Source organism: Bradyrhizobium vignae, assembly GCF_900324035.1.
GTDB classification, from domain to species: domain Bacteria; phylum Pseudomonadota; class Alphaproteobacteria; order Rhizobiales; family Xanthobacteraceae; genus Bradyrhizobium; species Bradyrhizobium vignae.
This window is the reverse complement of record NZ_LS398110.1, coordinates 4,561,016-4,583,324: the sequence shown is the minus strand read 5'-3', so window position 1 is coordinate 4,583,324 and position 22,309 is coordinate 4,561,016. Positions and strand designations below refer to the sequence as shown.

The 22,309-nt window shown below is 64.1% G+C and carries 21 protein-coding genes; 10 read left to right on the top strand and 11 right to left on the bottom strand.

The genetic code is table 11. The annotated features are described in order from the left end of the window. Positions 1-245: 245 nt before the first annotated feature. From BRAD3257_RS22375 to radA, 4 genes are all read right to left on the bottom strand, one after another. Positions 246-986 carry an SDR family NAD(P)-dependent oxidoreductase gene (locus tag BRAD3257_RS22375; RefSeq protein WP_122403609.1) on the bottom strand — a complete coding sequence of 247 codons (741 nt, stop codon included), beginning with the start codon at positions 984-986 and terminating at the stop codon, positions 246-248. A 157-nt stretch (positions 987-1,143) separates the two neighbouring features. After that, positions 1,144-2,667 (bottom strand): amidophosphoribosyltransferase, encoded by a 1,524-nt coding sequence (gene purF, locus BRAD3257_RS22370; protein ID WP_122403608.1) that lies wholly within the window; start codon positions 2,665-2,667, stop codon positions 1,144-1,146. 28 nt (positions 2,668-2,695) lie between these two features. Next, the gene (locus tag BRAD3257_RS22365; RefSeq protein ID WP_122403607.1) at positions 2,696-3,325 is read right to left on the bottom strand and encodes a CvpA family protein; all 630 of its coding nucleotides are present in this window, start codon (positions 3,323-3,325) and stop codon (positions 2,696-2,698) included. A 168-nt stretch (positions 3,326-3,493) separates the two neighbouring features. Then, complete coding sequence (gene radA, locus BRAD3257_RS22360) at positions 3,494-4,939, bottom strand: DNA repair protein RadA (protein WP_122403606.1); 1,446 nt, start codon at positions 4,937-4,939, stop codon at positions 3,494-3,496. 195 nt (positions 4,940-5,134) lie between these two features. Here radA and BRAD3257_RS22355 point away from each other — a divergent pair, with 195 nt between their 5' ends. Together BRAD3257_RS22355 and BRAD3257_RS22350 are read left to right on the top strand one after the other, a co-directional pair. After that, positions 5,135-6,283, top strand: a complete 1,149-nt coding sequence (locus BRAD3257_RS22355) for an ABC transporter substrate-binding protein (protein ID WP_122403605.1) — start codon at positions 5,135-5,137, stop codon at positions 6,281-6,283. Next, positions 6,283-8,352: a putative bifunctional diguanylate cyclase/phosphodiesterase gene (locus tag BRAD3257_RS22350; protein ID WP_122403604.1), complete on the top strand. Its 2,070-nt coding sequence runs from the start codon at positions 6,283-6,285 to the stop codon at positions 8,350-8,352. The genes BRAD3257_RS22355 and BRAD3257_RS22350 overlap by 1 nt, the downstream gene beginning before the upstream one ends. Before the next feature lie 12 nt (positions 8,353-8,364). Here the strand turns inward: BRAD3257_RS22350 and BRAD3257_RS22345 are convergent, their stop codons facing one another. Then, positions 8,365-9,090: a sulfite exporter TauE/SafE family protein gene (locus BRAD3257_RS22345; RefSeq protein WP_122406716.1), complete on the bottom strand. Its 726-nt coding sequence runs from the start codon at positions 9,088-9,090 to the stop codon at positions 8,365-8,367. Positions 9,091-9,457: 367 nt separating this feature from the next. On the opposite strand from BRAD3257_RS22345, the gene BRAD3257_RS22340 reads away from it, so the two are divergent. Beyond that, a complete protein-coding gene (locus tag BRAD3257_RS22340; protein ID WP_122403603.1) occupies positions 9,458-9,826 on the top strand; it encodes a GFA family protein in 369 nt (122 codons plus the stop codon). Positions 9,827-9,829: 3 nt separating this feature from the next. On the opposite strand, the gene BRAD3257_RS22335 is transcribed toward BRAD3257_RS22340, so the two are convergent. Beyond that, a complete protein-coding gene (locus BRAD3257_RS22335; RefSeq protein ID WP_122403602.1) occupies positions 9,830-10,600 on the bottom strand; it encodes an exodeoxyribonuclease III in 771 nt (256 codons plus the stop codon). Positions 10,601-10,640: 40 nt separating this feature from the next. Here BRAD3257_RS22335 and BRAD3257_RS22330 point away from each other — a divergent pair, with 40 nt between their 5' ends. Next, on the top strand, positions 10,641-10,862 hold the full coding sequence (locus BRAD3257_RS22330) for a cysteine rich repeat-containing protein (RefSeq protein WP_122403601.1): 222 nt from the start codon (positions 10,641-10,643) through the stop codon (positions 10,860-10,862). Between the two features lie 134 nt (positions 10,863-10,996). Here BRAD3257_RS22330 and alr read toward each other — a convergent pair whose 3' ends face one another. From alr to BRAD3257_RS22310, 4 genes are all read right to left on the bottom strand, one after another. Continuing rightward, the gene (gene alr / locus BRAD3257_RS22325; RefSeq protein ID WP_162500604.1) at positions 10,997-12,262 is read right to left on the bottom strand and encodes an alanine racemase; all 1,266 of its coding nucleotides are present in this window, start codon (positions 12,260-12,262) and stop codon (positions 10,997-10,999) included. 106 nt (positions 12,263-12,368) lie between these two features. After that, complete coding sequence (locus BRAD3257_RS22320) at positions 12,369-13,232, bottom strand: SDR family NAD(P)-dependent oxidoreductase (protein WP_122403599.1); 864 nt, start codon at positions 13,230-13,232, stop codon at positions 12,369-12,371. Between the two features lie 49 nt (positions 13,233-13,281). Beyond that, positions 13,282-13,632 (bottom strand): carboxymuconolactone decarboxylase family protein, encoded by a 351-nt coding sequence (locus BRAD3257_RS22315; protein WP_197711503.1) that lies wholly within the window; start codon positions 13,630-13,632, stop codon positions 13,282-13,284. Positions 13,633-13,658: 26 nt separating this feature from the next. Further along, positions 13,659-15,080, bottom strand: coding sequence for an aldehyde dehydrogenase family protein (locus BRAD3257_RS22310; RefSeq protein WP_122403597.1), 1,422 nt, complete (start codon positions 15,078-15,080; stop codon positions 13,659-13,661). Positions 15,081-15,196: 116 nt separating this feature from the next. Between BRAD3257_RS22310 and BRAD3257_RS22305 the strand changes: the two genes are divergently transcribed. Then, positions 15,197-16,111, top strand: coding sequence for a LysR family transcriptional regulator (locus tag BRAD3257_RS22305; protein WP_244607664.1), 915 nt, complete (start codon positions 15,197-15,199; stop codon positions 16,109-16,111). 184 nt (positions 16,112-16,295) lie between these two features. Here the strand turns inward: BRAD3257_RS22305 and BRAD3257_RS22300 are convergent, their stop codons facing one another. After that, positions 16,296-16,562 (bottom strand): hypothetical protein, encoded by a 267-nt coding sequence (locus BRAD3257_RS22300; protein ID WP_122403595.1) that lies wholly within the window; start codon positions 16,560-16,562, stop codon positions 16,296-16,298. A gap of 1,070 nt (positions 16,563-17,632) precedes the next feature. Here BRAD3257_RS22300 and BRAD3257_RS22285 point away from each other — a divergent pair. From BRAD3257_RS22285 to BRAD3257_RS22265, 5 genes are all read left to right on the top strand, one after another. After that, complete coding sequence (locus tag BRAD3257_RS22285) at positions 17,633-18,151, top strand: DUF305 domain-containing protein (protein ID WP_244607663.1); 519 nt, start codon at positions 17,633-17,635, stop codon at positions 18,149-18,151. A gap of 104 nt (positions 18,152-18,255) precedes the next feature. Then, a complete protein-coding gene (locus BRAD3257_RS22280; RefSeq protein WP_122406714.1) occupies positions 18,256-19,317 on the top strand; it encodes an alpha/beta fold hydrolase in 1,062 nt (353 codons plus the stop codon). Between the two features lie 10 nt (positions 19,318-19,327). Further along, a complete protein-coding gene (locus BRAD3257_RS22275) occupies positions 19,328-20,797 on the top strand; it encodes a YncE family protein (protein ID WP_122403592.1) in 1,470 nt (489 codons plus the stop codon). Between the two features lie 35 nt (positions 20,798-20,832). Continuing rightward, positions 20,833-21,360: a sigma-70 family RNA polymerase sigma factor gene (locus BRAD3257_RS22270; RefSeq protein WP_122403591.1), complete on the top strand. Its 528-nt coding sequence runs from the start codon at positions 20,833-20,835 to the stop codon at positions 21,358-21,360. Continuing rightward, positions 21,357-22,130 (top strand): anti-sigma factor family protein, encoded by a 774-nt coding sequence (locus BRAD3257_RS22265; RefSeq protein WP_122403590.1) that lies wholly within the window; start codon positions 21,357-21,359, stop codon positions 22,128-22,130. Before BRAD3257_RS22270 ends, BRAD3257_RS22265 begins: the two co-directional genes overlap by 4 nt. Positions 22,131-22,309 lie beyond the last annotated feature (179 nt).

Below are 22,309 nucleotides of genomic sequence, written 5' to 3'. Positions count from 1 at the left end.
CGGACGGCTCTCTTGCGGAGCCTTATTCCTGCTGTTGGCTCTACCGTGTCCGACGGCTGGCGGCAATGCGCCTAAAGCCGGATGACGCTGCGTCGCAGCGTGATCCGTCGGTTAACTTTTGGGCAAAATGCGTTGAGACGCTATTTGAGCGCGTCCGATGTCAGCTTGAATTTCTGGATGCGTTTTCCGGTATCGACCTCGGCGGTATCGTCGTCACCCGCGATGGTTCGACAAACCGCTCGCCTTCATGCTGGCGACTGAAAGCTCATCAAGGTGCGGGTCTTGTAATCGTAGAACTTGCCGGTCTCGGTCCAGTCGGGCGCGCACAGCGGGACGATGAATTCGGCAACCTGCTCGGGTGTGTCGAGCGTCGCAGGATCCTCGCCCGGCATGAACGTGGCGCGCATGCGGGTGCGGATCGGTCCCGGATTGAACAAATTGACGCGCAGTGGCGTGTTCGCGGTCTCCTGCGCCCAGGCGCGCGCCAGCGTTTCCAGCGCGGCCTTGGAGGCGGCGTAGGGACTGACATAGGCGGTCGCCTTGTTGGCGGCGCCCGAGGTGATGAACACTGCGCGGCCGGCGTCGGACTGCTTCAGCAGCGGCTCCATGCAGCGGATCAGCTGGAAGTTCGCGGAAACGTTGACGGCCATCACGTCGTTGAAGGCCTTCAGCTCGATGTGGCCGATCGGTGAAGAGGGCCCGAGCACGCCGGCATTGCCGACGAGGATGTCGAGCTTGCCGTAGCGCTCGTGCAGGCCGGCGCCGAGACGCGCGATGCCGTCGAAATCGGTGAGGTTGAGCGGCACCAGGGTGGCGCTGCCGCCGTCCTTGCGGATCTCGTCGTCGAGTTCTTCCAGCCCTCCTTGCGTGCGTGCGACCGCGACGATGTGCGCACCGGCTTTGGCAAGCGCGCGTGCCGTGGCGAAACCGATACCGCGCGAGGCGCCGGTGACGAGAGCGATGCGGTTGGCGAGGGGCTTTGTCATGTCGGGGTTTTACAGGCGTGGACGGCCGGGACAAGCCCCCACCACACCGTCATTCCGGGCGTGCGGAGCGCAACTTCGGAATCTCGAGGTTCTCAGATGCGGAAGTGCGCACCATAGTTCGGTCCTTACGGACCGCCCCGGGATGACGGCTGCGCCTTCAGCTCGCTTCCGCCAGCAGGGACAATTGCCGCGGCTGCGGCTCGGTCTGGGTCTGGTCGGTGAGGTGGGTCGGATAGGCCCCGGTGAAGCAGTGGTCCGAGAATTTCGGATTGGCGGGGTCGCGGCCGGGCTCGCCCATGGCGCGGTACATGCCGTCGATCGACAGGAAGGCGAGCGAGTCGGCGCCGATGATCTCGCGCATCTCCTCCAGCGAGTGTGTTGCGGCCAGGAGGCCGCCGCGGTCGGGCAGGTCGATGCCGTAATAATCCGGATAGAGGATCGGCGGCGAAGCGAGACGGAAATGCACTTCCTTGGCGCCGGCATCGCGCATCATGCGCACGATCTTCTTCGAGGTGGTGCCGCGCACCAGCGAGTCGTCGATCAGGATGATGCGCTTGCCTTCGATCGCGGCGCGGTTGGCCGAATGCTTCATGCGCACGCCGGATTCGCGGATCGCCTGCGTCGGCTGGATGAAGGTGCGGCCGACATAATGGTTGCGGATGATGCCGAGCTCGAACGGCACGCCGGAATGTTGGCTGTAGCCGACTGCGGCCGGCACGCCGGAATCCGGTACCGGCACCACGACGTCGATCGGCACGTGACTCTCGCGCGCGAGCTGCGCGCCGAAGGCCTTGCGCACCTCGTAGACCGAGCGGCCGTGAACGATGGAATCCGGGCGAGCGAAATAGATGTATTCGAAGATGCAGGGGCGCGGCGCCATCGGCGGGAACGGCTTGTGGATGTCCTGGCCGTTCTCGTCGAACACGATGACCTCGCCCGGCTCGATGTCGCGCACGAAGCGCGCGCCGATGATGTCGAGGGCGCAGGTCTCCGAGGTCAGGATCGGGCAGCCGTCGAGCTCGCCGAGCACGAGCGGGCGGATGCCGCGCGGATCGCGCGCGCCGACCAGCTTCTTGTTGGTCAGCGAGACCAGCGCGTAGGCGCCCTCGATCTCGCGCAGCGCGTCGATATAGCGCTCGATGAAACGGGCGCGCTTGGAGCGCGCGACCAGGTGCAGGATCACCTCGGTGTCGGTGGTCGACTGCATCATCGCGCCGTGCTTCACGAGCTCGCGGCGCAGCGTCAGGCCGTTGGTGAGATTGCCGTTGTGGGCCACTGCAAGGCCGCCGGCATTGAGCTCGGCGAATAGCGGCTGCACGTTGCGCAGGATGGTGGCGCCGGTGGTGGAATAACGGACATGGCCGACCGCCACACTGCCGGGCAGGCGGTCGATCACCTCGCGGCGGGAGAAGGTGTCGCCGACGAGGCCGAGGCGGCGTTCCGAGTGAAAGCGGCTGCCGTCGTAGGAGACGATGCCGGCGGCCTCTTGGCCGCGGTGCTGGAGGGCGTGAAGGCCGAGCGCGGTGATCGCGGCCGCATCAGGGTGACCGTAGATGCCGAAGACGCCGCATTCCTCGCGCAACGTATCGCCTTCCAGATCGTCCTGAAGTTCCAGCGCGGCCGGACCCGGACCGGCGTTTGGATCGAGATCAAGTTGGGCGTCCTGGTCAGGGTGTCGCATCTCGTCCGCGCCTCTCTTTAGGGCTCTATCAACGCGCCGCAGGTTTCTCGATCAGCTTTTTCATGCCGTCACGAGCAGATTTGCTGTATCCGTCGCCACTGCCCGAAGGCTGCTGCTCGGATTCAGCTTGATCATCATCTGGTTTGTTTTTCTTGAATCTCTTCAAGATGGTGTTCTCGGGATCATCAGGCAAGAGGGCCATCAGCCAATCCCCGGTTCCCTGGAGCACCACGCGCGACTTGGCCCCCGTGACCCAGTCCGGACGCTGCTTGTCCGGCACCAGCCAGGTGAAGAACAGGAAGGCGACCACGACGATCAAAAGGCCGCGAGCCAGGCCAAACAGGAAACCCAGGGTGCGGTCCAGCGCGCCGATGCGCGAATCCAGGATCATGTCGGAGATCCGGACCGTGATCACGGAGACCACGATCAGGGTGCCGACGAATACGCCCGCAACGACGACTACGCTCGCGACTGTGTCGTTGTTGAAATAGCTCTTGGCGGTCGGCAGCAGCTTCGAGAAGGAATAGAGCGTCACGATCGCAGCCGCACCCCAGGCTGCGATCGACAGGATTTCGCGCATGAAGCCGCGGACCATGGCGAGCAGGCCCGAAATCAGCATCACACCGAGCAGGATCAGGTCGAGGAGTGTTACTGGCATCGGCTGGTCTGGTCCGCTCGTACTTCAAAGATGCTCTAGCCGAATCGGTGTTTGGCCGTTGCCCTAAAAGAAGGGCAGACGGCGTTCCCGGCAAGGCCGCAACCACGCAATCCCATGCTGCTTTTGTGACGGCTGTATAGCGGTGGGGACCTGCGACGTCACCTCCAGCTAACCCTGTTCACGGCGGAATCTTGCCGGTGTGGCATTTTTCTCGGCCGGCGGGTTCGATTCGCTCCGGCGGGAGCCGCGGGCGGCGATCTCGGCCACCAACGTCGTCAGGCTGTTCACCGCGTTGAGCGACAATCCGGCATCGCCGCCCGCCTCGCCGCGGGCCGATTCGGGCAGCACGGCGCGCTGAAAGCCCAGTTTCGCCGCTTCCTTCAGCCGGGCCGGGGTCTGCGCCACCGGGCGCACCACGCCGGACAGCGAGATCTCGCCGAAATAGACCGCATCGGTCGGTAACTGCGCATTAACCAGGGACGACACCAGCGCCGCGGCAGCGGCGAGATCAGCCGCGGGCTCCTGGATGCGCAGGCCGCCCGCGACGTTCAGATAGACGTCGTGGCCGGACAGCTTGACCCCGCAATGGGCCTCCAGCACGGCCAGCACCATCGAGAGTCGGCTCGGGTCCCAGCCGACCACGGCCCGGCGCGGAGTGCCGAGCGAGGTCGGGGCGACCAGCGCCTGCAATTCGACCAGAACGGGCCTCGTGCCTTCGATGCCCGCAAAGACTGCCGTGCCGGGCGTGCCGAGATCGCGCTCGGACAGGAACAATTCGGAGGGGTTGGTGACCTCGCGCAGGCCGAGGCCCGTCATCTCGAACACACCGATCTCGTCGGTCGGCCCGAAGCGATTCTTCACGGCGCGCAGGATGCGGAATTGCTGCGAGCCTTCGCCTTCGAACGACATCACCGCGTCGACCATGTGCTCGACCACCCGGGGCCCTGCGATCTGGCCGTCCTTGGTGACATGGCCGACCAGGATGATGGCCGCTCCCGTCTTCTTGGCGAAGCGGATCAGCGCCTGGGCCGAAGCGCGCACCTGCGTCACCGTGCCGGGCGCGGACTCCACGGTGTCGGTCCACATGGTCTGGATCGAGTCGATCACGATCAGCCGGGGCACCGCGCCCTCCGACAGCGTCGAGACGATGTCCTCCACGGACGTTTCGGCCGCGAGCTGTACCGGCGCGTCCGACAGGCCGAGCCGCTCGGCGCGCAGCCGCACCTGGGCGACCGCCTCTTCGCCGGAGATGTAGACGACGCGATGGCCGGCGCGCGCCAGCAGGCTGGTCGCCTGCGTCAGCAGCGTCGACTTGCCGATACCGGGATCGCCCCCGACCAGCAGCACCGAGCCGCGGACAAAGCCGCCGCCGGTGACGCGGTCGAGCTCGGTCATCCCCGAGGACAGGCGCGGCGCATCCGGGCTTTTTCCGGCGAGACTCTCCAGCGCAAACGTCCGCCCCTTGCGCTTGGAGCGGATCGACACCGGCACGTTGCCGCCGGTGTCTTCTTCCGCGAGCGTACTCCACTCGCCGCAGGACTCGCATTTGCCCTGCCAGCGGTTATAGGCCGCGCCGCAGTTCTGGCAGACGAAGGAAAGGGTGGATTTGGCCATGAGGATAGCGAGTCGCGGGTTTCAGATTGCTGATAGCACGGAAATAGCGCCCTGATCGCCGGCGCTTCCATGATCTCGATTCGGCACGGTGGATATACCTTTCGTTAGCTCTGCGCTGCGGTGCCCGCTTGGATTTTGCCAAATGTTAGCGGACGCAGGTCCAATCTCGGAACCATTGGGGGGCGGCGAAGAGAAATGACGAGATTCTTGCGAATATTGCTCGCTGCGGGCATGGCCTGCGGCGTTTTCGCGTCCGCCGGCCGTAGCCTTGCCAAGCCCCTCGACATCGTCTTCGTCAACCCCGGCAAGACCGGCGAGGTCTTCTGGGACATGGTCGCGCAGAGCATGCAGGCTGCCGGCCGCAAGCTCGACGCGCATGTCGAGGTGCTGACCAGCGAGCGGAATTACCGCACCATGCAGGAGCTCGGCTTTAGCGTGGTGGCGCGTCCCGACAAGCCCGATTTCCTCATCCTGTCGAACGAGGAGTCCGCCGCCGTCCCGATCCTGGAGGCGGCCGAGGCTGCGGGCGTCAAGACGCTGCTGCTCTCGAACACGCTGATCGGCCAGGATGCGGCGCGTCTTGGACCGCCACGTCAGAAGCTCAAGACCTGGCTCGGCGACATCACCACCGATCTTCAAACCGCGGGCGCCCGGATGGCCAATGCGCTGATCGGCGTGGCGCGTGCCGAGAAATGGCAGAGCCCCGACGGCAAGATCCACATTCTCGGCATCGGCGGCGACGAGATCACGCCCGCCTCGATCGCCCGTAACGCCGGTCTCAAGCTCGCTGTGGATGCCGCGCCAGACGTCGTGGTGGACCGACTTCTGTTCGCCAACTGGACGGAGTCGGAGGCCGAGCGGGTCACAGCCAACTACCTGGGCTGGGCTTCTCGCAAGGAGATCCGGCCTGCCGGCATCTGGGCCGGAAACGATCCGATGGCACTCGGCGCGCTGCACGCGGTGATCGCTGCCGGTCTCGTGCCCGGTCGGAATATCCAGGTGGTGGGTCTCAACTGGTCCGAGGACGCGCTGCGCGAGATCAAGGCGGGTCGTCTGCTCCTGACCGACGGCGGGCATTTCCTGCTCGGCGGCTGGTCGATTGTTCTCCTGCGCGACTATGCCGACGGTTGCGATTTCGCAGCCGTTTCCCCCCGCGTCGAGGTCAAGACGTCGGCGATCACGCGCGACAATCTCGCTTCGATCGGCGACCTCATCAGGATGCGTGCGTTCGACCGGATCGACTTTACGCGGTTCCGGGCGAAGGCCGGCCGCTGCGGCCAATACGACTTCTCTCTCGATGCGCTCATCTCGTCGCTGCCGCTTGCCGAAGGCGTCACGGACTGATGCGCAAGGATGAGGCGATGATCGATCCGGACTGCAACCAGGAGGGAGCGCCACCGCGCTTGCGCTCGGTCGTCCACGCGATGATCTGGGCCACCGTGCCCGTTCTGCTGCTGGTGCAACTGCTCGCCTCCGCCGGCGTCGAAGCATCGAGCTTCTGGTCGCGGGTCAGGCAGCTCGACGCCCGCATGGTCCGCGTCGCCGAGAGCCGGGCCGAGCTGATCGCCGAGCCGCTCTGGAAGATGCGCTACGATCAGGTCACGGGCGTGCTCAACGAGATCATGCACGACGAGACCATCGCGGCGGCGGCGGTCTATGACGACACCGGCGCCGCGATCGCCCGCGTGGTCGCGCGCCCCGAAGGCCAGTCGGTCGCGGAGGTCTCGCGCCCCATCCACTACAGCAACGGCAACATGGCCGTTCAGGCCGGCCGCATCGCCATCGCCTATTCCCGTACGACGCTGTATGCGGATGCGGGCAGCCGCCTGGTGCTGCTGCTGGTCGTCGGCCTGCTCGCAACGTTTGCGACGCTGATCGCCATGCGGATATCAGCCAACATCTTCATCGGCAGGCCGCTCGCGGCCATGATGTGGGCGATCCAGCGCAGCAAGCAGGACGGCCGCGCCTATCCGGCCGACGTCACATCCTCGAACGAATTCGGTCAACTCGCGCGCGCCTTCAACGGCATGCAGCACACGACGTCAGGCGCGCTGGACCGGCTCGGGCACATGGCCACGCACGATCCGCTCACCGGGCTGCCGAACCGGCGCGCCCTGACCGAGCGCCTTGCCGTGGCAAGCGGGGACGGAGGCTCGCCGGATACGCTGGTCGCGTTCTGCTTCATCGATCTCGACGACTTCAAGGGCATCAACGACACCTTCGGTCACGAGGCCGGCGACGCGTTCCTGGTTCAGATTTCGCAGCGTCTTCGTGGCGCGGTCGAAGCGGAGGACTGGGTTGCCCGGCTCGGCGGCGACGAGTTCGTCGTCATTCGTCCCGAGGTGAGCAACGAGCAGGCCGCGCACGCATTCGCACAGCAGGTGCTCGATGCCATTTCCGAACCGATCCGGCTTCACGACAAGCAGTTGGTGCCGCGCGCCAGCATCGGTCTTGCCGTGCGCCACGCCGACGATCCGGAGCTGTCGCATCTGCCGACGCTCGCCGACATCGCGCTCTATCATGCCAAGAGCAAGGCGCCCGGCACGGTCGCCGTGCTGGACGAAGCGCTCCAGCGCGACTATCGCCGCCGCCGGGATATCGAGCTTGCCATTCCCACCGGTTTCGCCGAAGGGCAGTTCGAGGTCTGGTACCAGAGCCAGGTCGATCTCGAAAGCCACGAGGTCGTCGGTCTGGAAGCGCTGATCCGCTGGCGCCATCCTGAACATGGCTTGATCGGTCCCGGCGAATTCTTGCCGCTGATCGAGCGCAGCGGCAACAATGCGCGGCTGACCCGCTACGTGCTGACCGATGCCTGCCGGGCGTTGCAACGATTGGCAGCCGCCGGCAGGCCGCAGATCCGGATCGCGATCAATCTGCCGCCGTCCGAGCTTGCCGACCATTCGCTCGCCGCCGAGCTGCGCGCGACCTGCGCGCGCTTCGGTGTCGCGGCATCGCTGCTCGAACTCGAGATCACCGAGGGATCGCTGATCAACAACATCGCCAGCGCCTCCGAGACGCTGCATCGCCTGCGGCGCTTGGGCGCCACGATCGCACTCGACGATTTCGGCACCGGGTACTCTTCGCTCGCGCATCTCAGGCGCTTCCCGCTCGACAAGGTCAAGATCGACAAGGCGTTCATCCGGGAGATACCGGACAGCGCGGAAGACAAGGCCATCGTCGGCGTCATTGCATCGCTCGCCGGCACGCTGGGGCTGACCCTGGTCGCAGAAGGCATCGAGCGGGCCGATCAGGCCGAGGCCATGCGTGAGATGGGCGTGGGGCTCGGGCAGGGATTCCTCTATCAGCGGCCGCAGCCGCTCGAGGCCGTGCTGCACTGGCTCGACGGGCAGCCGGCGGCGGCGAGCCGCGTCATCACCGAGAGCCCATCGATCACCCCGGAATTCGCTGCCTGAGCCGCCGCCGTGTCACGGCTGAGCTGCGTTCCAAAGCATCGAGAGCCCGGCCGCGATCATGATCGCGTCCATCACGAGGCGGAACACGTCCGGCTTCAGATGCAGCACGAAACGTTTTGCGATGAAAGCGCCTGACATCAGTGAGGAGCCCGCGATCAGGCCCTTGATGAAGACGTCGCCCGTCAGCGCGCCGAAACGCTCGAAGGTCACTGATTTCGCGAAATAGAGGCCGAGCGAGGAGGCCGCCTCGGTGGCAAGGAAAGCGCCCTTGGACAGGCCATAGAACAGGAACAGCGGCACGCTGAGCGGGCCGGTCGAGACCACGATGCCGGTGAGATAGCCGATCACCGCGCCGCCGATCGCGAGATGCCAGAGATTGGCCTTCAGGTCATGCCGTGCCAGCCAGTGCCGCACCGGCACCATCGCGATCAGGAAGCTGCCGATGGCGAGATCGACCGCATGCGAGGGCAGCGCCAGCAACGTCCGCGCACCGAGTGCAGCCGCCGGAATGCCCGTCGCCGAATAGGCCGCGCAGGCCCGCCAATCGACCTCGCGCCACCACGCCAAAATCCGGGAAAAATTCGCCATCACCGAAGCCACGGCCATGATCGGCACGGCCTCCTTCGGCCCATAGGCATAGACCAGCACCGGCATCAGCATGATCGACGAGCCGGTGCCGACGATGCCTGAGATGGTGCCGGCGATGAGGCCGACGATGAGAACGAAGAGGAAGGCCAAGGCGATCTCCACGAATCGGGAGAGTTTAGCCGCGGGCCGCGCCCCGAGCGATGCGTTCTACGCGAGGGCAGCTATCGGGCAGTGCACCGGCCATCAGCAATAACGCGGATCGCGTCGAGCCTCCCGAAGAGTACTCGCCGCCGCCGAGAGGCACCTGTGGAGTTCCTGGATGCTGACATCCTGCCAGTGTTTTGCCCGACGAGTCAAACCGAACTCCGAATAAGCGCAAGTCATTGAACGGACAGGGGTCGGCTACTGTGCATGGGGTTGTTTTTCATATTTTTGTCCTGGCATCCCGCGCTGCTGACAGCATGTTGGCAGCAGGGGCGGGCTACGACCCTCTCCTGACAAATGGGGAGAGCGGATCATGCCGATCGAGGCGAGTTGTCATTGCGGTGAGACGGTGTTCGAGGTGACGGAGGCGCCTTCGAGCGTGACGCGCTGCACCTGCACGCTCTGCGCCAAGCGCGGCGCGCTGTGGGCCTATTACGCGCCGGCGCAGTTTCGATTGCTGTCACCGGCGGAGAACGTCGCGACGTATCTCTGGGGCAGCCGCACCGTCAAACACCATTTTTGCGCGGCTTGCGGCTGCGGCACCTATTCGGAGTCGCCGGACTGGTCGAGCGGCAAGCCCGACTTCGACAATCCCAAGGTCGCCGTCAATGCGCGCCTGTTCGACGACTTCGATCTCGATGCCGTGCCGGTGAACGTGATCGACGGCAGGAATTTGTGGTGAGGGTCACCGCAACACCACCCACGCCGGCGCATGATCGCTCGCGCCATCCTCGCCGCGAATGTTCTTGTCGACGCCGGCTTTGGCCAGACGCGGGGCGAGGGCGGGGCTGAGCAGGAGATGATCGAGCCGCAGGCCCGCATCGCGCAGCCAGCGGTTTCGCTTGTAGTCCCAGAAGGTGTAGATGCGCTGGCCCGGATGCAGCTCGCGGATCGCATCGCACCAGCCTTGTTCGACCAGCGCGGCGAACGCGGCGCGGCTCTTTGGCTGGATCAGCGCATCCTTGTCCCACGAGCGCGTCGGGTAGATGTCGATTTCCGTCGGCGCGACGTTGTAGTCGCCGGCGAGCACCACGGGCAGGTCGTGCTTGATGAAGGTCTTGGCGTGGCGCCTCAGCCGCGCGAACCAGTCGAGCTTGTAGTCGAATTTCGGTCCCGGCTGCGGATTGCCGTTCGGCAGATAGATGCTGGTGACGATGATGCCGCGCACGGCGGCTTCGATGTAGCGGGCTTCGAGATCGCTCGCCTTTCCCGGCAAGCGATCGCGGGTCATCACGGGCGCGGCGTTGCGGGCGAGGATGGCGACGCCGTTCCAGGTCTTTTGTCCACACCACACCGCGCCGTAGCCGGCCTTTTCGATGGCGGCCGCCGGAAATTCGCCATCACTTGCCTTCAACTCTTGAAGTGCGACGACGTCGGGCTTCGCGACGCGCATCCATGCCAACAGATTGGGCAGGCGGCGGTTGATGTTGTTGATGTTGAATGTCGCGATCTTCATGTAGAGCTAGCGGCTCCTGCCTTCCGTCACCGGAGATCCAATGTCCAAGTTGAGCTTTGTTGCCATCGCACTCGTCATCGCGTTCTCCGGAGGCGTATCGGCACAATCGTCCGATCCGCGCGGCGCGTGCAAGGCGGACTATGACAAATTCTGCGCCGGCGTCGCGCCGGGCGGCGGCCGCGTCGTTGCCTGCCTCAACGGCAAGCGCGATCAGCTCAGCGCTGCCTGCAAGACGGCGATCGACAGCCGGAAGAAGCAGTAGACCTCGCGTCCCGGACGCGCGGAGCGCGAGCCGGGACCGAGAAGGCGACACGGTATGCTGTTGAGAGATGGGCCCCGGCTCTGCAGCGCACTACGCCGCGAATCGCGGCGCGCTGCGTCCGGGGCACGAGTCGCTTAGCTCGGCGGTCGCGGAGGGTTTGCGGGCTGCTCGACCGGCGGCGGCTCGGCCGCTTGCACGAGTTCAGGCTTGACCAGCGGCTCGACAACATTGCCGCCCTTGTAGACGCGGGCATAGCGGTGGCCGAGGCTGGTCAGCACCTCGTAACCGATGGTGCCGAAATGGTGCGCGAGCTCGTCGACGGTGATGCCGTCTCCGAGCAGCGTCACCATGTGGCCGCGTCGCGCCGCGTTCGGCGGCAGGTCGGTGATGTCGATGGCAATCAGGTCCATGGAGATGCGGCCCGCGATCGGGCAGCGTTTGCCGGCCACGATGACCTCGGCGCCGCGGGTGCCGTCATTGGAGCTCGCGGCACGGAAATAGCCGTCGGCATAGCCGACCGCGATGATCGCAAGCTTGGTCGGCCGCCGCGCCGTCCAGGTACCGCCATAGCCGACGGTCTCGCCGCGCTCGATGGTGCGGATCTGCACGATGCGTGCCTTGAGGTCGACCACCTGCTGCATGGGATTGTCGGCTTCCGGGGTCGGGTTGACGCCATAGAGCGCAGCCCCCGGTCGCACCAGGTCGAACTGGAAGGGCGCGCCGAGGAAGATGCCGGAGGAATTGGCAAGGGCCGCCGGGACGCCCGAGAACTCACTGGCGATGCTGCGGAAGGTCGCGAGCTGTCTTGCATTGATCGGGCTGTTGAGCTGCTCGGCCGAGACCAGATGGCTCATCACCAGCGTGATGCCGTGATCCCCGGCGTTGATGCGGGGGATGATGGCCTGCGCATCCGATAAGGTCAGGCCGAGCCGATTCATGCCGGTGTCGATGTGAACGGCAGCGCCTCCGTTCCAGCCGGTGCGGCGGCAGAACACGTCCCATTCGGCGAGCTCGTTGAGATCGCCGATCACGGGCCGGCAGTTGATCTGGGCATAGTGCTCGCCGGTGTTCTGGAAATAGCCGCCGAGCACGTAGATCGTGGGTTCCGGAACGGCTGCGCGCACCTTGCGCGCTTCCTCGATGGTGGCAACGAAGAAGGTCTTGCAGCCGGCCTTGCTCAGCGCGCGCGAGACCTCGGCGGCGCCGCAGCCATAGGCGTCGGCCTTGATCACCGCCGCGCATTCCGCCGGCACCGCCGTCTTCTCGAGCTTGCGCCAATTGGCGATGATCGCGTCGAGATCGACGGTCAGCACGCCGCCATAGGCGGCGAGCGCGGCAGCCTGATTGGCCTCTGCGGAGAGAGGGCCGGATTGCGGGATCGTTTTCGGGTCGGACGCCATTGTCATGGCGCCGTTTTACGCAAGAGGCCCGTGCCGTTCAACCCGGGTGCACGATCTAGCCAACGCGGCCAATAATCTCACCCGTTGCCCGGTCCCTGCTCCGCTATCACGTCGCCGGAATATCTATCGGGAACGCTTCAGCGAAGTCGGCAGAGGCGCTGACACCTTGCCAACGGGTAGCATCAGCGATCTGTTGGGTCGCGTACGCGATCGCGCTGGAGGCAGCGTAGGCGCCAAGCGGCAGGTGTGAAGGCACGTCGCGGCGAGCTACCGTGCGGACCAGAATGTCCGCCGCCCGCGCCGGGTCGCCAGCCCGCATGAGGTCATGGGAGCGCATCATGTCGGCCGAGACGCCGACCGTGGCCGCATAGTTCTGGTCAACCGCATCGATCTGCATCGAGGATCCTGCCCAATCGGTGGCGAAGCCGCTCGGCTCGATGACGAGGCAGCGGATACCAAACGGCGCCACTTCGGCGGCCAGGACGCGGGTGAAGCCATCGACTGCGAACTTGGCCGCCTGGTAGGAGCCCAGTCCCGGCGTGCCCCCTACGCGACCGCCGATCGATGAGAATTGAACGATCGTTCCCGATTTCTGCTCGCGCAGCACCGGCACCGCCGCCCGGGTGACATTGTAGACGCCCCAGAAGTTGGTCTCAAACTGGGCGCGAAAATCGCCGTCGGGGATGGTTTCGATCGGGCCGACATTGGCGTAGCCGGCGTTGTTGACGACCACATCAAGTCGGCCGAACCGCTCGACCGCTGCCGCAATGGCGCTGAGGGCGGCGGCCGCGTCGGTGACGTCCAGCGCGAGCGGCATCACGGCCGACCCAAACTGCTCCGTGAGGTCCGAGAGTTGTTCCGGACGCCGGGCCGTAGCGACGACGTTATGACCAGCCTCCAGCGCAGCGAGTGTGATCGCGCGGCCAAAGCCGCGTGTCGATCCGGTAATGAACCAAACCTGCTTATCCATTCCAAACCCTTCTGTTGATCGCAATTTACGTGAATTGCGACTTGGCTGATCAGCCGCGATGCTCGCCAAGGATTTGCCGCCATCGGTCAGCCGCGCGCCAGGCAGCCGGCAGGCCCGCATAGGGAGCGGCCTGTATGATCGCCTCGTCGATCTCCTGGCGCGAGAGGCCGTTGGCGAGACCTGCCTGGAGGTGATTGCCGAGTTCTTCCGTTAACCCGAGCGCGATCAGGACGCCCATGGTGACAAGGCTGCGTTGTGCGCGGCTGAGCCCTTCGCGCGACCACACCCCGGCAAAGACGAAGTCGCACGACAATTCGGCCAGCGCGCCCTGCGCCCCTACGGCGCCGATCTTTTCCGCCATGGATTTAGCGGCGGCTTCGCCCCTGATCTCGGCCAGCACGCGCAGACCCTCCTGCGTGCTCGGCTTCATGCAGGCACCGACTCTAGCAACGTTTTCGGCTCCAAATAGGACTGGAGGCCGAAGATACCGAACTCGCGGCCGATGCCCGACTGCTTCACGCCGCCGAAGGGCGCCCGCACGTCGGGCGCAGCCCCATTGATGCCAATCGTGCCCGCCTCTAGCCGGTCCGCGATCGCGTGGATGCGCTTCGTATCCTGGCCGAGGATGTAGGCGCACAGGCCGTAGGGCGTGTCGTTGGCGATGCGGATCGCCTCCTCATCGTCGCGATAGGTGAGCACGCACAGCACCGGGCCGAAGATCTCTTCGCGCGCGATTACCATGTCGTTAGTGACGTCGGCGAACAGGGTTGGCCGCACGCAGAAGCCGCCCGTTCCCTCCGGGTGACCCTCGCCGCCCGTGACCAGGGTCGCACCCGCGTCGATGCCCGCGCGGATATAGTGCTGGACCCGATCATATTGGGTCCGGCTGACCATGGGACCGATCACAGTCTCGGGGTCGCGCGGATCGCCGGACGTCATCTGCTCGACCGCCGCCTTGAGCGCGGCCACCGCTTCGTCGCGCCGCGATGCCGGCACTAGGATGCGGGTGCCGTTGACACACGCCTGGCCACTATTGCCCATGCCGATCCGGGCGGCGACGGGTATCATGCTGGCGAAGTCGACATCGTCGAGAACGATCGTCGGCGACTTGCCACCGAGTTCCAGCGTCACTCGCTTCATGGTATCGACGGCAGCGCGCTGGATCGACTTGCCCACGGGAGTGGACCCGGTGAACGAGATCTTGGCGACGCCGGAGTTCACGGTGAACTCGGCGCCGACCACATCGCCGCGCCCGGTGACGACGTTGAACACGCCGGGCGGTGCGCCCGCCTCGTGGAGCGCCTCCACCAGCACCTGCGTCTGCCAGGCGCTCATTTCGCTCGGCTTGAGGACGGCCGTGCAACCCGCGGCGAGTGCGTAGGCGAGCTTGGTACCGATGAAGCCGGCATTGTTGTTCCACGGCATGATGAGCGCAGCAACCCCAATCGGCATCATCCGCACCCGTGACTGGCCGACTGAAAGCTCCAACTCGGTCTGTTCGAGCGCGTCGGCCGCATGGCGGTAGGCATCGGCGGCGTGCGTCACCATGAAACCGGACCGCGCGACGGGAGCGCCGAATTCCTGCGCAATCGCGTCTTGCAGGCGATCCTTATGGCGCGTCACCGCCTCGTGCATCCGGTGAAGTAGCGCGATGCGCTCGGCCTTGTCGGTCCGAGACCAAGCGGGGAACGCGCGTCCCGCCGCAGCGATCGCCGCCTTCGCATCCTCGCGATCACCGAGCCGAACTGTTCCAGTAAGCTCGCCGGTGAAGGGGTTGTGCAGATCGAACAGCTCCGTGCCATGCGGCTCCACAAAACGTCCGTCGATGTAAATTTCGTCGATATTCATTGCATCTCCATGTCGTTGGACAGGACGTAGCATCCGGGGCATGCTACGATAAGTGCGACTATGCATGACACGCTGTCATGGAAACAGGATCAATGCGGTACTCAGGACTGTTGGAATTGGAAGCTGTCGTCGCCGTGGCACGACTGGGCGGCTTCCGTGCGGCGGCACGCGACCTGGGCGTGTCACCGACTGCTGTCAGCAATGCGGTCGCTGGTTTGGAGGAGCGGATTGGCACGCGGCTGTTCAACCGGACAACGCGGAGCGTGACGCCGTCGGACGCGGGCTCGCGATTCATCGCCACGATCGCGCCGGCGCTGGCTGAAATCCAGGGTGCGATGGCAACGCCCGAGGCGAGCGACGCGGAACCGCGCGGCACGCTCAGGATTAATTGCGCGGTCGCGGTCGCCGATCACATCGTCCTGCGGCATTTGCTTGACTTCCGCGCGCGCCATCCGGCAGTGACGGTTGATCTCATCACGGAAGATCATCTGATCGACATCGTCGCGCACGGTTGCGACGCCGGTATACGCACGCGCGACGCGGTCCCCCGCGACATGATGTCGATCCCGTTCGGGCCGGATCTTCGCTTCGTCGTCGCGGCCTCGCCAGATTATCTGCGCGCCAACGGAACGCCGACGGTGCCAGGCGAACTCATGGATCACCAATGCATCCGCGCGCGCTGGCCGAGCGGCCCCATGTATCGATGGGAGTTCCGCGGAGAGGGCAAGCCGCTGACGATCGACGTGCCGGGTACGCTCATCCTCGACGATCCGCGTCTCATGCGACAGGCAGCGCTCGCCGGGGCAGGCTTTGCCTATCTCTGGGAGGCGCATGTCGGAGACGATCTCGCAGCCGGCCGGCTCGTCGCGGTGCTCGACACGTGGGTGCCGACCTCGCCGGGCCTCGCGCTTTATCACCCTGGCCGGAGGCATGTTCCTCCCGCTCTGCGCGCCTTCACCGCTGCGCTGGTTGGGGCTGAAGGGAGACGACCAAGGCCCATAAGCGGGATTCCTTCGGCAACCGGAATGTGATTCAGGCTCCGCATCAGCGGGAGCGTGGATTTCAGCGAATTCTGGTTGAGCGAGGAGCAATTCGAGCGGCTTCGGCCACTGCTGCCCAACGAGGTGCGAAGTCAAATTGTCCGGCCAGCCCTGACCGACAAAGCACCGAGCGCTTAGTCTGATGAAATCGACCAACGCTGGGTTCGAGGGTCATTCATGATGGACGAGATTGTTTTAACCCAACGCACAGATCGTTCAATTCGATCTGACGGGTGGTGATTATCACCTGTCGAGCGCCCTCACTAACTGCGCCCATCGCCTGCAGGGCGTCGAGAACGAGGTTAAGCACGACTTGCTGGAGTTGGACCCGATCACCTGCAATGATAGGCAGACCTTTCGGGAGTTGGCTCTCCACTGAGACTCCGTTCTTCAGTGCTTCTCCTCGGGTAAGGTCAATCACTTCCTGCAGATCCTCGTTCATATCCACCCTAATCGGGCCGACGCTTTCTGCATAAGCGCACGCATTCGACCGACGATGGCACCAACTCGGTCAGCGTCCTTAACAGCAGCGGCGAACGCTTCTCTGACCTCCTGCAAATCCGGAGGGTTCCGATCCAAGACATGCAGCGCCGCAATGACGTTGTTGCGCCCCGCTGCAATCGGCTGATTGACCTCGTGTGTGATAGAGGCGCTTAGTTCCCCAATCGTTACGAGGCGGTTCAGATTACGTTTCGGTAATCCGCCCTGCGAGCAGCATCTAAACGGCGTCCATCACAAACCTTCGATTAGGGCAAGCTAACCCAGCCGAGCCGGAATAAAACGCCGCGCGATTCGTCATGACGAGAGCGCAACGGGTGGCGGCAGTGAGGGTAAACGTCCTCGCGCTTGCTGAAGCCCAAACCCAAAGGAGACGTTCGATGACTCCAATTCAACTCTTTTCGGCGGGATTGATTGCGGTCGCCATGCTCACAACATCAGCCGCGGCTCACGAGACCTCAGCGGCCGAGCGATACGTCGTACAGACGCACCATGCGAAGTCCGCGCCGGCGGACCACTGGCTCTACAGTCATCCCCGGATGCCGGCACTGGCCACCGCGAAATCCGACCTGTCGCTCCAGAACCAGCCCGGAGGCGTTTGCGACGCCGGCGATAATCCGCGAATCTGTTGAGCCCGGTTGGTAAGGGCGGGTTAGCGAAGCGTAACCCAGCGCCGTATTGCGAGAGAGAGGCGGATTTGGCTTTGCGGGAAAAGCTGAGCCCAATCCGCCGCTTGGACGGGCAAATCGGCGGGTTGGCACCCTTCAAGATGCGATGGACGTAATCGGCCAGCTTCGGGGCATGTCCTTTCGGCCCGATAAATGCGAGCCCGCCGCTAGGTGCCAGCAATCCTAACGTCTATGTGATCGGTCTCCCTGGACGATCCTTTGTCCTTGCAACGATTGCGCTTTTCAAGATTCGGCGAGCCGCCGCTCCGGAGTTTCTTGCAGGCGCGGCGGAATAAGACGCCCCCCGGCACGTCACACCCCCAACACACCAGTCATGGAGCTGACAATGCATCAGTCATCGTTTCGCGGCGTCGCAATGGCATTCTTGGGCCACCTCCCTAAGCATGGTCTCGGCGCTGCGTTCCTCGGCGCGCGCCTTCTTCTCGCGTTTGCCCTTCCGTCACATGTGATGGCGCAGGAACACCACCCGCCTGCGTCGCCGGCAGCCACCGTCGACGAAGCTCCGTTCTGGAAAGAGAACGAGGCGGCAATGATCAAGATGATGAACGATATGGCGATCAAGCCGACCGGCGATATCGATCGCGATTTCGTAGCAATGATGATCCCTCATCATCAGGGCGCGATCGAGATGGCGGTCAGCGAATTGCGCTATGGCAAGAACGAACAGCTGCGGCGCATCGCGCAGGAGATCATTGTCGACCAGGTTCAGGAAATCGCGGCCATGAAACTTGCTATTGGCGAATCCGTAGCGAATTCCACGCCTGCTCCAACGCAACAGCAACCGGCTTCCAGTCCGGCGCAACATCACCACTCCGGCATGCAGATGGACACGCCATTACGGTAACGAGGCCTCCAGCTGGTGAATTGATCGTGGCATTGCAAACCAAACCGGCAAGGGCGGGCGAACTCATCAGCGCACGAAGATGCAACGATCAGGAGAACATCAAGATGTCAGAAAAGATCAATCACGATCGGCGGCGCTTCTTCGGCACAGCAGCGACGATCCTCGCCGCCGCCCAATTCGCCCTCAACGACTCCGCCGACGCGCAATCAGCGAGCAAGAAGACTTGGGATGCGCGCACCTTCAAGCCGAGCACGAACACCTCGTTCGCGTCGCTGAAGCAAGTCGACGCAGGGCTTCTCAATGTCGGCTACGCCGAAGCCGGTCCCGCCGACGGCGCGCCCGTCATCCTACTGCATGGCTGGCCCTACGACATTCACAGTTTTGCCGATGTCGCGCCCTTGCTGGCGTCGGCGGGTTATCGCGTGGTTGTGCCCTATTTGCGCGGTTACGGCACCACGCGCTTTCTCTCGGATGCGACGATCCGCAACGGCCAGCCGTCGGCAGTCGCCGTCGATACTATCGCGCTGATGGACGCGCTCGGGATCGAGCAGGCGACGCTCGCCGGTTTCGACTGGGGCGCGCGGACGGCTAACATCGTCGCGGCACTCTGGCCGGAACGCTGCAGGGCCATGGTCTCGGTGAGCGGTTATCTGATCGGCAACCCCGAAGCCGAAAAGAAACCACTGCCTCCAAAGGCCGAGTTGCAATGGTGGTACCAATTTTATTTCGCGACCGAACGCGGGCGAGACGGCTATGACAAATATCGTCACGACTTCTCCAAGCTGATCTGGCAGCTCGCGTCGCCGAAGTGGGCGTTCGACGACGCCACCTTCGATCGCAGCGCGAAGGCATTCGACAATCCCGATCATGTCGCGGTCGCGATCCATAATTACCGCTGGCGGCTCGGCCTCGCCGAGGGCGAACGGAAATACGACGATCTGGAGAGAAGGCTCGCCCAGCGTCCGGTTATCACCGTGCCGACCATGACCATGGAAGGTGACGCGAACGGTGCGCCGCATCCCGACCCTGCGACCTATGCAAAGATGTTTTTCGGCAAATATTCGCACCGGACCATCACGGGCGGCATCGGGCACAATCTGCCGCAGGAGGCTCCTCAAGCCTTTGCCGAAGCGGTGGCTGACGTCACGAAAGCTGCTGGCCTTTAACCAAAGGATGATGAAAATGAGCAAGCTGTTCTCAATCGCCAAAAGCCTTCTTCTTGCAAGCACGATGCTTGCGGCCTGTGGCAGTGCGTGGGCGGGCCAGGCGCCCGGCGCGCTATCCGCGCCTGATGTCCCGATCAGCCATCACGACCGCGTTTATGCCGCGGAACAGTTCTCCAACACGGTCTCGGTGACTGACCCGGTCGATAACAAGCTCCTCGGCGTGATCAGGTTGGGAGATCCGCAGCCAGCCAATTTCAGCCCTCTCTACAAGGGCCAGGTTCTCGTCCATGGCATGGGCTATTCGCCCGATCATCGCACGCTGGCCGTGGTTTCGATCGGATCGAATTCCGTGACCTTTATCGACACTGCCACGAATGCCGTGAAACATATGACCTATGTCGGCCGCTCTCCGCATGAAGCGTTCTTCACTCCCGACGGCACGGAGGTCTGGGTAACTGTGCGCGGCGAGAACTATATCTCCGTGATTGACAGCAAGACCTTCACGGAGAAGACGCGCATCACGACGCCTAACGGGCCCGGCATGCAGATCTTCTCGCCCGACGGCAAATACGGCTATATCTGCTCGTCCTTCAATCCGGAAACCGACGTCGTATCCGTCGCTGACCACGAAATCATTGCAAAGGTCCAGCAGGAAAGCCCGTTCTGTCCGAACATCGCCGCGACGCCGGACGGGAACCAGGTGTGGTTCACGCTCAAGGATGTCGGCAAGACCCAGGTGTTCAACGCCAGGCCGCCGTTCAACCTGATCAAGACGATCGACACAGGCCCGATCACCAACCACGTGAACTTCGCTCATACGGCGAAGGGAACGTTTGCCTATGTAACAATCGGCGGCTTGAACGAAGTCAAGGTATTCCGCACCGACGATTTTTCGCAAGCCGCAACCATCCCGGTCGGGAATCTTCCGCACGGCGTGTGGCCGTCCGGCGACGGGTCGCGCATCTATGTTGGACTGGAGAATGCCGATGCACTCGCGGCCATCGACACTGCAAGCAACACCGTGATCGCAAACATTCCAGTCGGACAAGCGCCCCAGGCGATTGCCTATGTGCCCAATGCTGCTCCAGATCCCGACGATCGCCAGAACCTGCAGCCTCTTGGTGTCGCCGCCCAGGCCTCGCATCTGTCGCTTGCGGCAAAGGACGCCAAGGACGGACAGCCGCCGACCAACGTTGCGCTGTTCGATCAGGGATTGATCCAGGTGTTGCAGGCGTCCGTCATGGGGCTCGAGCCAAAGCAGAAGTACGTGCTCGCGCTGGCCGATCGCGCGGACGGGGGTGGTCCCCTGCAACCGCTGGCGGCCTTCATGACCAATCCGGCGGGATCGGCGATCGTTACTGCGACCGGTCCGATCCGGCAAACCGTCAAAGATCCCGCGCCCCCGGAGCGGCGCTACCTGGTGATTGCCCCCGGAGATATGACGACGTTCGGAGAGGCAGTACAGGTGCAGACCCGATAGTGCTAGAGTAATGCAAGCCGCAGGCGGAGCGCGCCATGAAAGACATGCTGCTGCAGGTCGAACCGCTGATACCCGCGCTCCGCCGCTACGCCCGCTCCCTTGTGCGCGATCGCACCAATGCCGACGACTTGGTGCAGGATTGCCTGGAGCGGGCCGTGAGCCACTGGTACCAGCGCCGCGACGGCAATGTTCGCGCCTGGCTCTTCACTATCGTCCACAACCTGGCAATCAGTCAGTTTCGTCAAACGGCGACGCGCGGCAGGCATGTTCCGATCGATGAGACCAATGAGGACGATTTCTGCGAGCCCGCCGTGCAGGAACGGAAAATGATGTGTCAGGATGTCATGAACAAGCTCGCGAGACTTCCGGAGGACCAGCGCGCCGTGCTGCTGCTTGTTGCGGTAGAGGATCTCTCTTATGCGGATGCTGCAAAGGTGCTTGATATTCCCGTGGGTACGGTGATGTCGCGGCTTTCGCGGGCCCGGGAAAGGCTCCAGCAGGAGATCGAAGGGACTGCAGGCAATATGCCGGCCAACGTCGTGTCACTACGGAGCGGGAAATGAGCCCTCGACCGATCACAGAAGATGATCTCCACGGCTATGTGGATCGTGTCCTTGAGCCGGAGCGGCAGGCGGAAGTCGCCGATTATTTGGGCGAACATCCTGATGTGGCCAAGCGTGTCGCTGCCTTGACTGGCCAGCGGGATCTGTTGCGCGCGGCGCTCGCGCCCATCGCCGAAGAACCCCTGCCGCCGGAGCTCAATTTGTCGCGAATCATCGAAAACCGCGCGCGGCCGCCTTCGATAGCCCGGTGGGCGATGGCGGCAATGTTATTGCTGAGCATCGGAGGTTTGGGCGGCTGGGCGGTACGCGGTGCGCTGGAGGTGGCGCCTGGCGGATTGGCTGCGCTCGCGCAGGAGGCCTCCGTTTCGTATAACGTCTACGCGCCGGACCGCGTCCGCCCTGTCGAGGTCCGCGCGTCCGATTCCGCTCAGCTCGTGCAATGGGTTTCTGACCGGCTACATCGGCCGGTGAAGGTTCCGGATCTGACTACGTCGGGATACCGGCTGATGGGAGGACGGCTTGTCGCCACCTCGCACGGGCCCGCTGCGATGTTCATGTATGACGATGATCGCGGCGGCCGGATTGTCGTGCTGACCCGGCCGATGAGCAATGCGGACCAAAATGCGCCCATGACGCCCCGGTCGCAGGGCGATGTCGGAGGCTTCGCCTGGGCTGATGACGGCGTGGGCTACAGCCTGGTCGGTCAGGCAGCCCCGGAAACCCTGAGGCCGATTGCAAATGAGGTTCGCAGGCAGGCACGGGCGGTTTAGACGCCGGATCGGTGACACCGATCAAGGCAGGACCTCGCCATGAGTACAACCGCGTGCAGGTTGATCTCGGAACTTCGAGTGAGGAGTCTCAACCGACGCTGCCGTTGCGTCACGATCTGGCGGAAGGGCTACTATGGGAATGAATTGAAAACTCCCGCGGCGGACAAATCCGCCCTTCC

Coding starts and splice junctions, on each gene's coding strand:
- BRAD3257_RS22375 (WP_122403609.1), bottom strand. CDS start 986: ATGACAAAGCCCCTCGCCAACCGCATCGCTCTCGTCACCGGCGCCTCG.
- purF (WP_122403608.1), bottom strand. CDS start 2,667: ATGCGACACCCTGACCAGGACGCCCAACTTGATCTCGATCCAAACGCC.
- BRAD3257_RS22365 (WP_122403607.1), bottom strand. CDS start 3,325: ATGCCAGTAACACTCCTCGACCTGATCCTGCTCGGTGTGATGCTGATT.
- radA (WP_122403606.1), bottom strand. CDS start 4,939: ATGGCCAAATCCACCCTTTCCTTCGTCTGCCAGAACTGCGGCGCGGCC.
- BRAD3257_RS22355 (WP_122403605.1), top strand. CDS start 5,135: ATGACGAGATTCTTGCGAATATTGCTCGCTGCGGGCATGGCCTGCGGC.
- BRAD3257_RS22350 (WP_122403604.1), top strand. CDS start 6,283: ATGCGCAAGGATGAGGCGATGATCGATCCGGACTGCAACCAGGAGGGA.
- BRAD3257_RS22340 (WP_122403603.1), top strand. CDS start 9,458: ATGCCGATCGAGGCGAGTTGTCATTGCGGTGAGACGGTGTTCGAGGTG.
- BRAD3257_RS22335 (WP_122403602.1), bottom strand. CDS start 10,600: ATGAAGATCGCGACATTCAACATCAACAACATCAACCGCCGCCTGCCC.
- BRAD3257_RS22330 (WP_122403601.1), top strand. CDS start 10,641: ATGTCCAAGTTGAGCTTTGTTGCCATCGCACTCGTCATCGCGTTCTCC.
- alr (WP_162500604.1), bottom strand. CDS start 12,262: ATGGCGTCCGACCCGAAAACGATCCCGCAATCCGGCCCTCTCTCCGCA.
- BRAD3257_RS22320 (WP_122403599.1), bottom strand. CDS start 13,232: ATGGATAAGCAGGTTTGGTTCATTACCGGATCGACACGCGGCTTTGGC.
- BRAD3257_RS22310 (WP_122403597.1), bottom strand. CDS start 15,080: ATGAATATCGACGAAATTTACATCGACGGACGTTTTGTGGAGCCGCAT.
- BRAD3257_RS22300 (WP_122403595.1), bottom strand. CDS start 16,562: ATGAACGAGGATCTGCAGGAAGTGATTGACCTTACCCGAGGAGAAGCA.
- BRAD3257_RS22285 (WP_244607663.1), top strand. CDS start 17,633: ATGCATCAGTCATCGTTTCGCGGCGTCGCAATGGCATTCTTGGGCCAC.
- BRAD3257_RS22280 (WP_122406714.1), top strand. CDS start 18,256: ATGTCAGAAAAGATCAATCACGATCGGCGGCGCTTCTTCGGCACAGCA.
- BRAD3257_RS22275 (WP_122403592.1), top strand. CDS start 19,328: ATGAAAATGAGCAAGCTGTTCTCAATCGCCAAAAGCCTTCTTCTTGCA.
- BRAD3257_RS22270 (WP_122403591.1), top strand. CDS start 20,833: ATGAAAGACATGCTGCTGCAGGTCGAACCGCTGATACCCGCGCTCCGC.
- BRAD3257_RS22265 (WP_122403590.1), top strand. CDS start 21,357: ATGAGCCCTCGACCGATCACAGAAGATGATCTCCACGGCTATGTGGAT.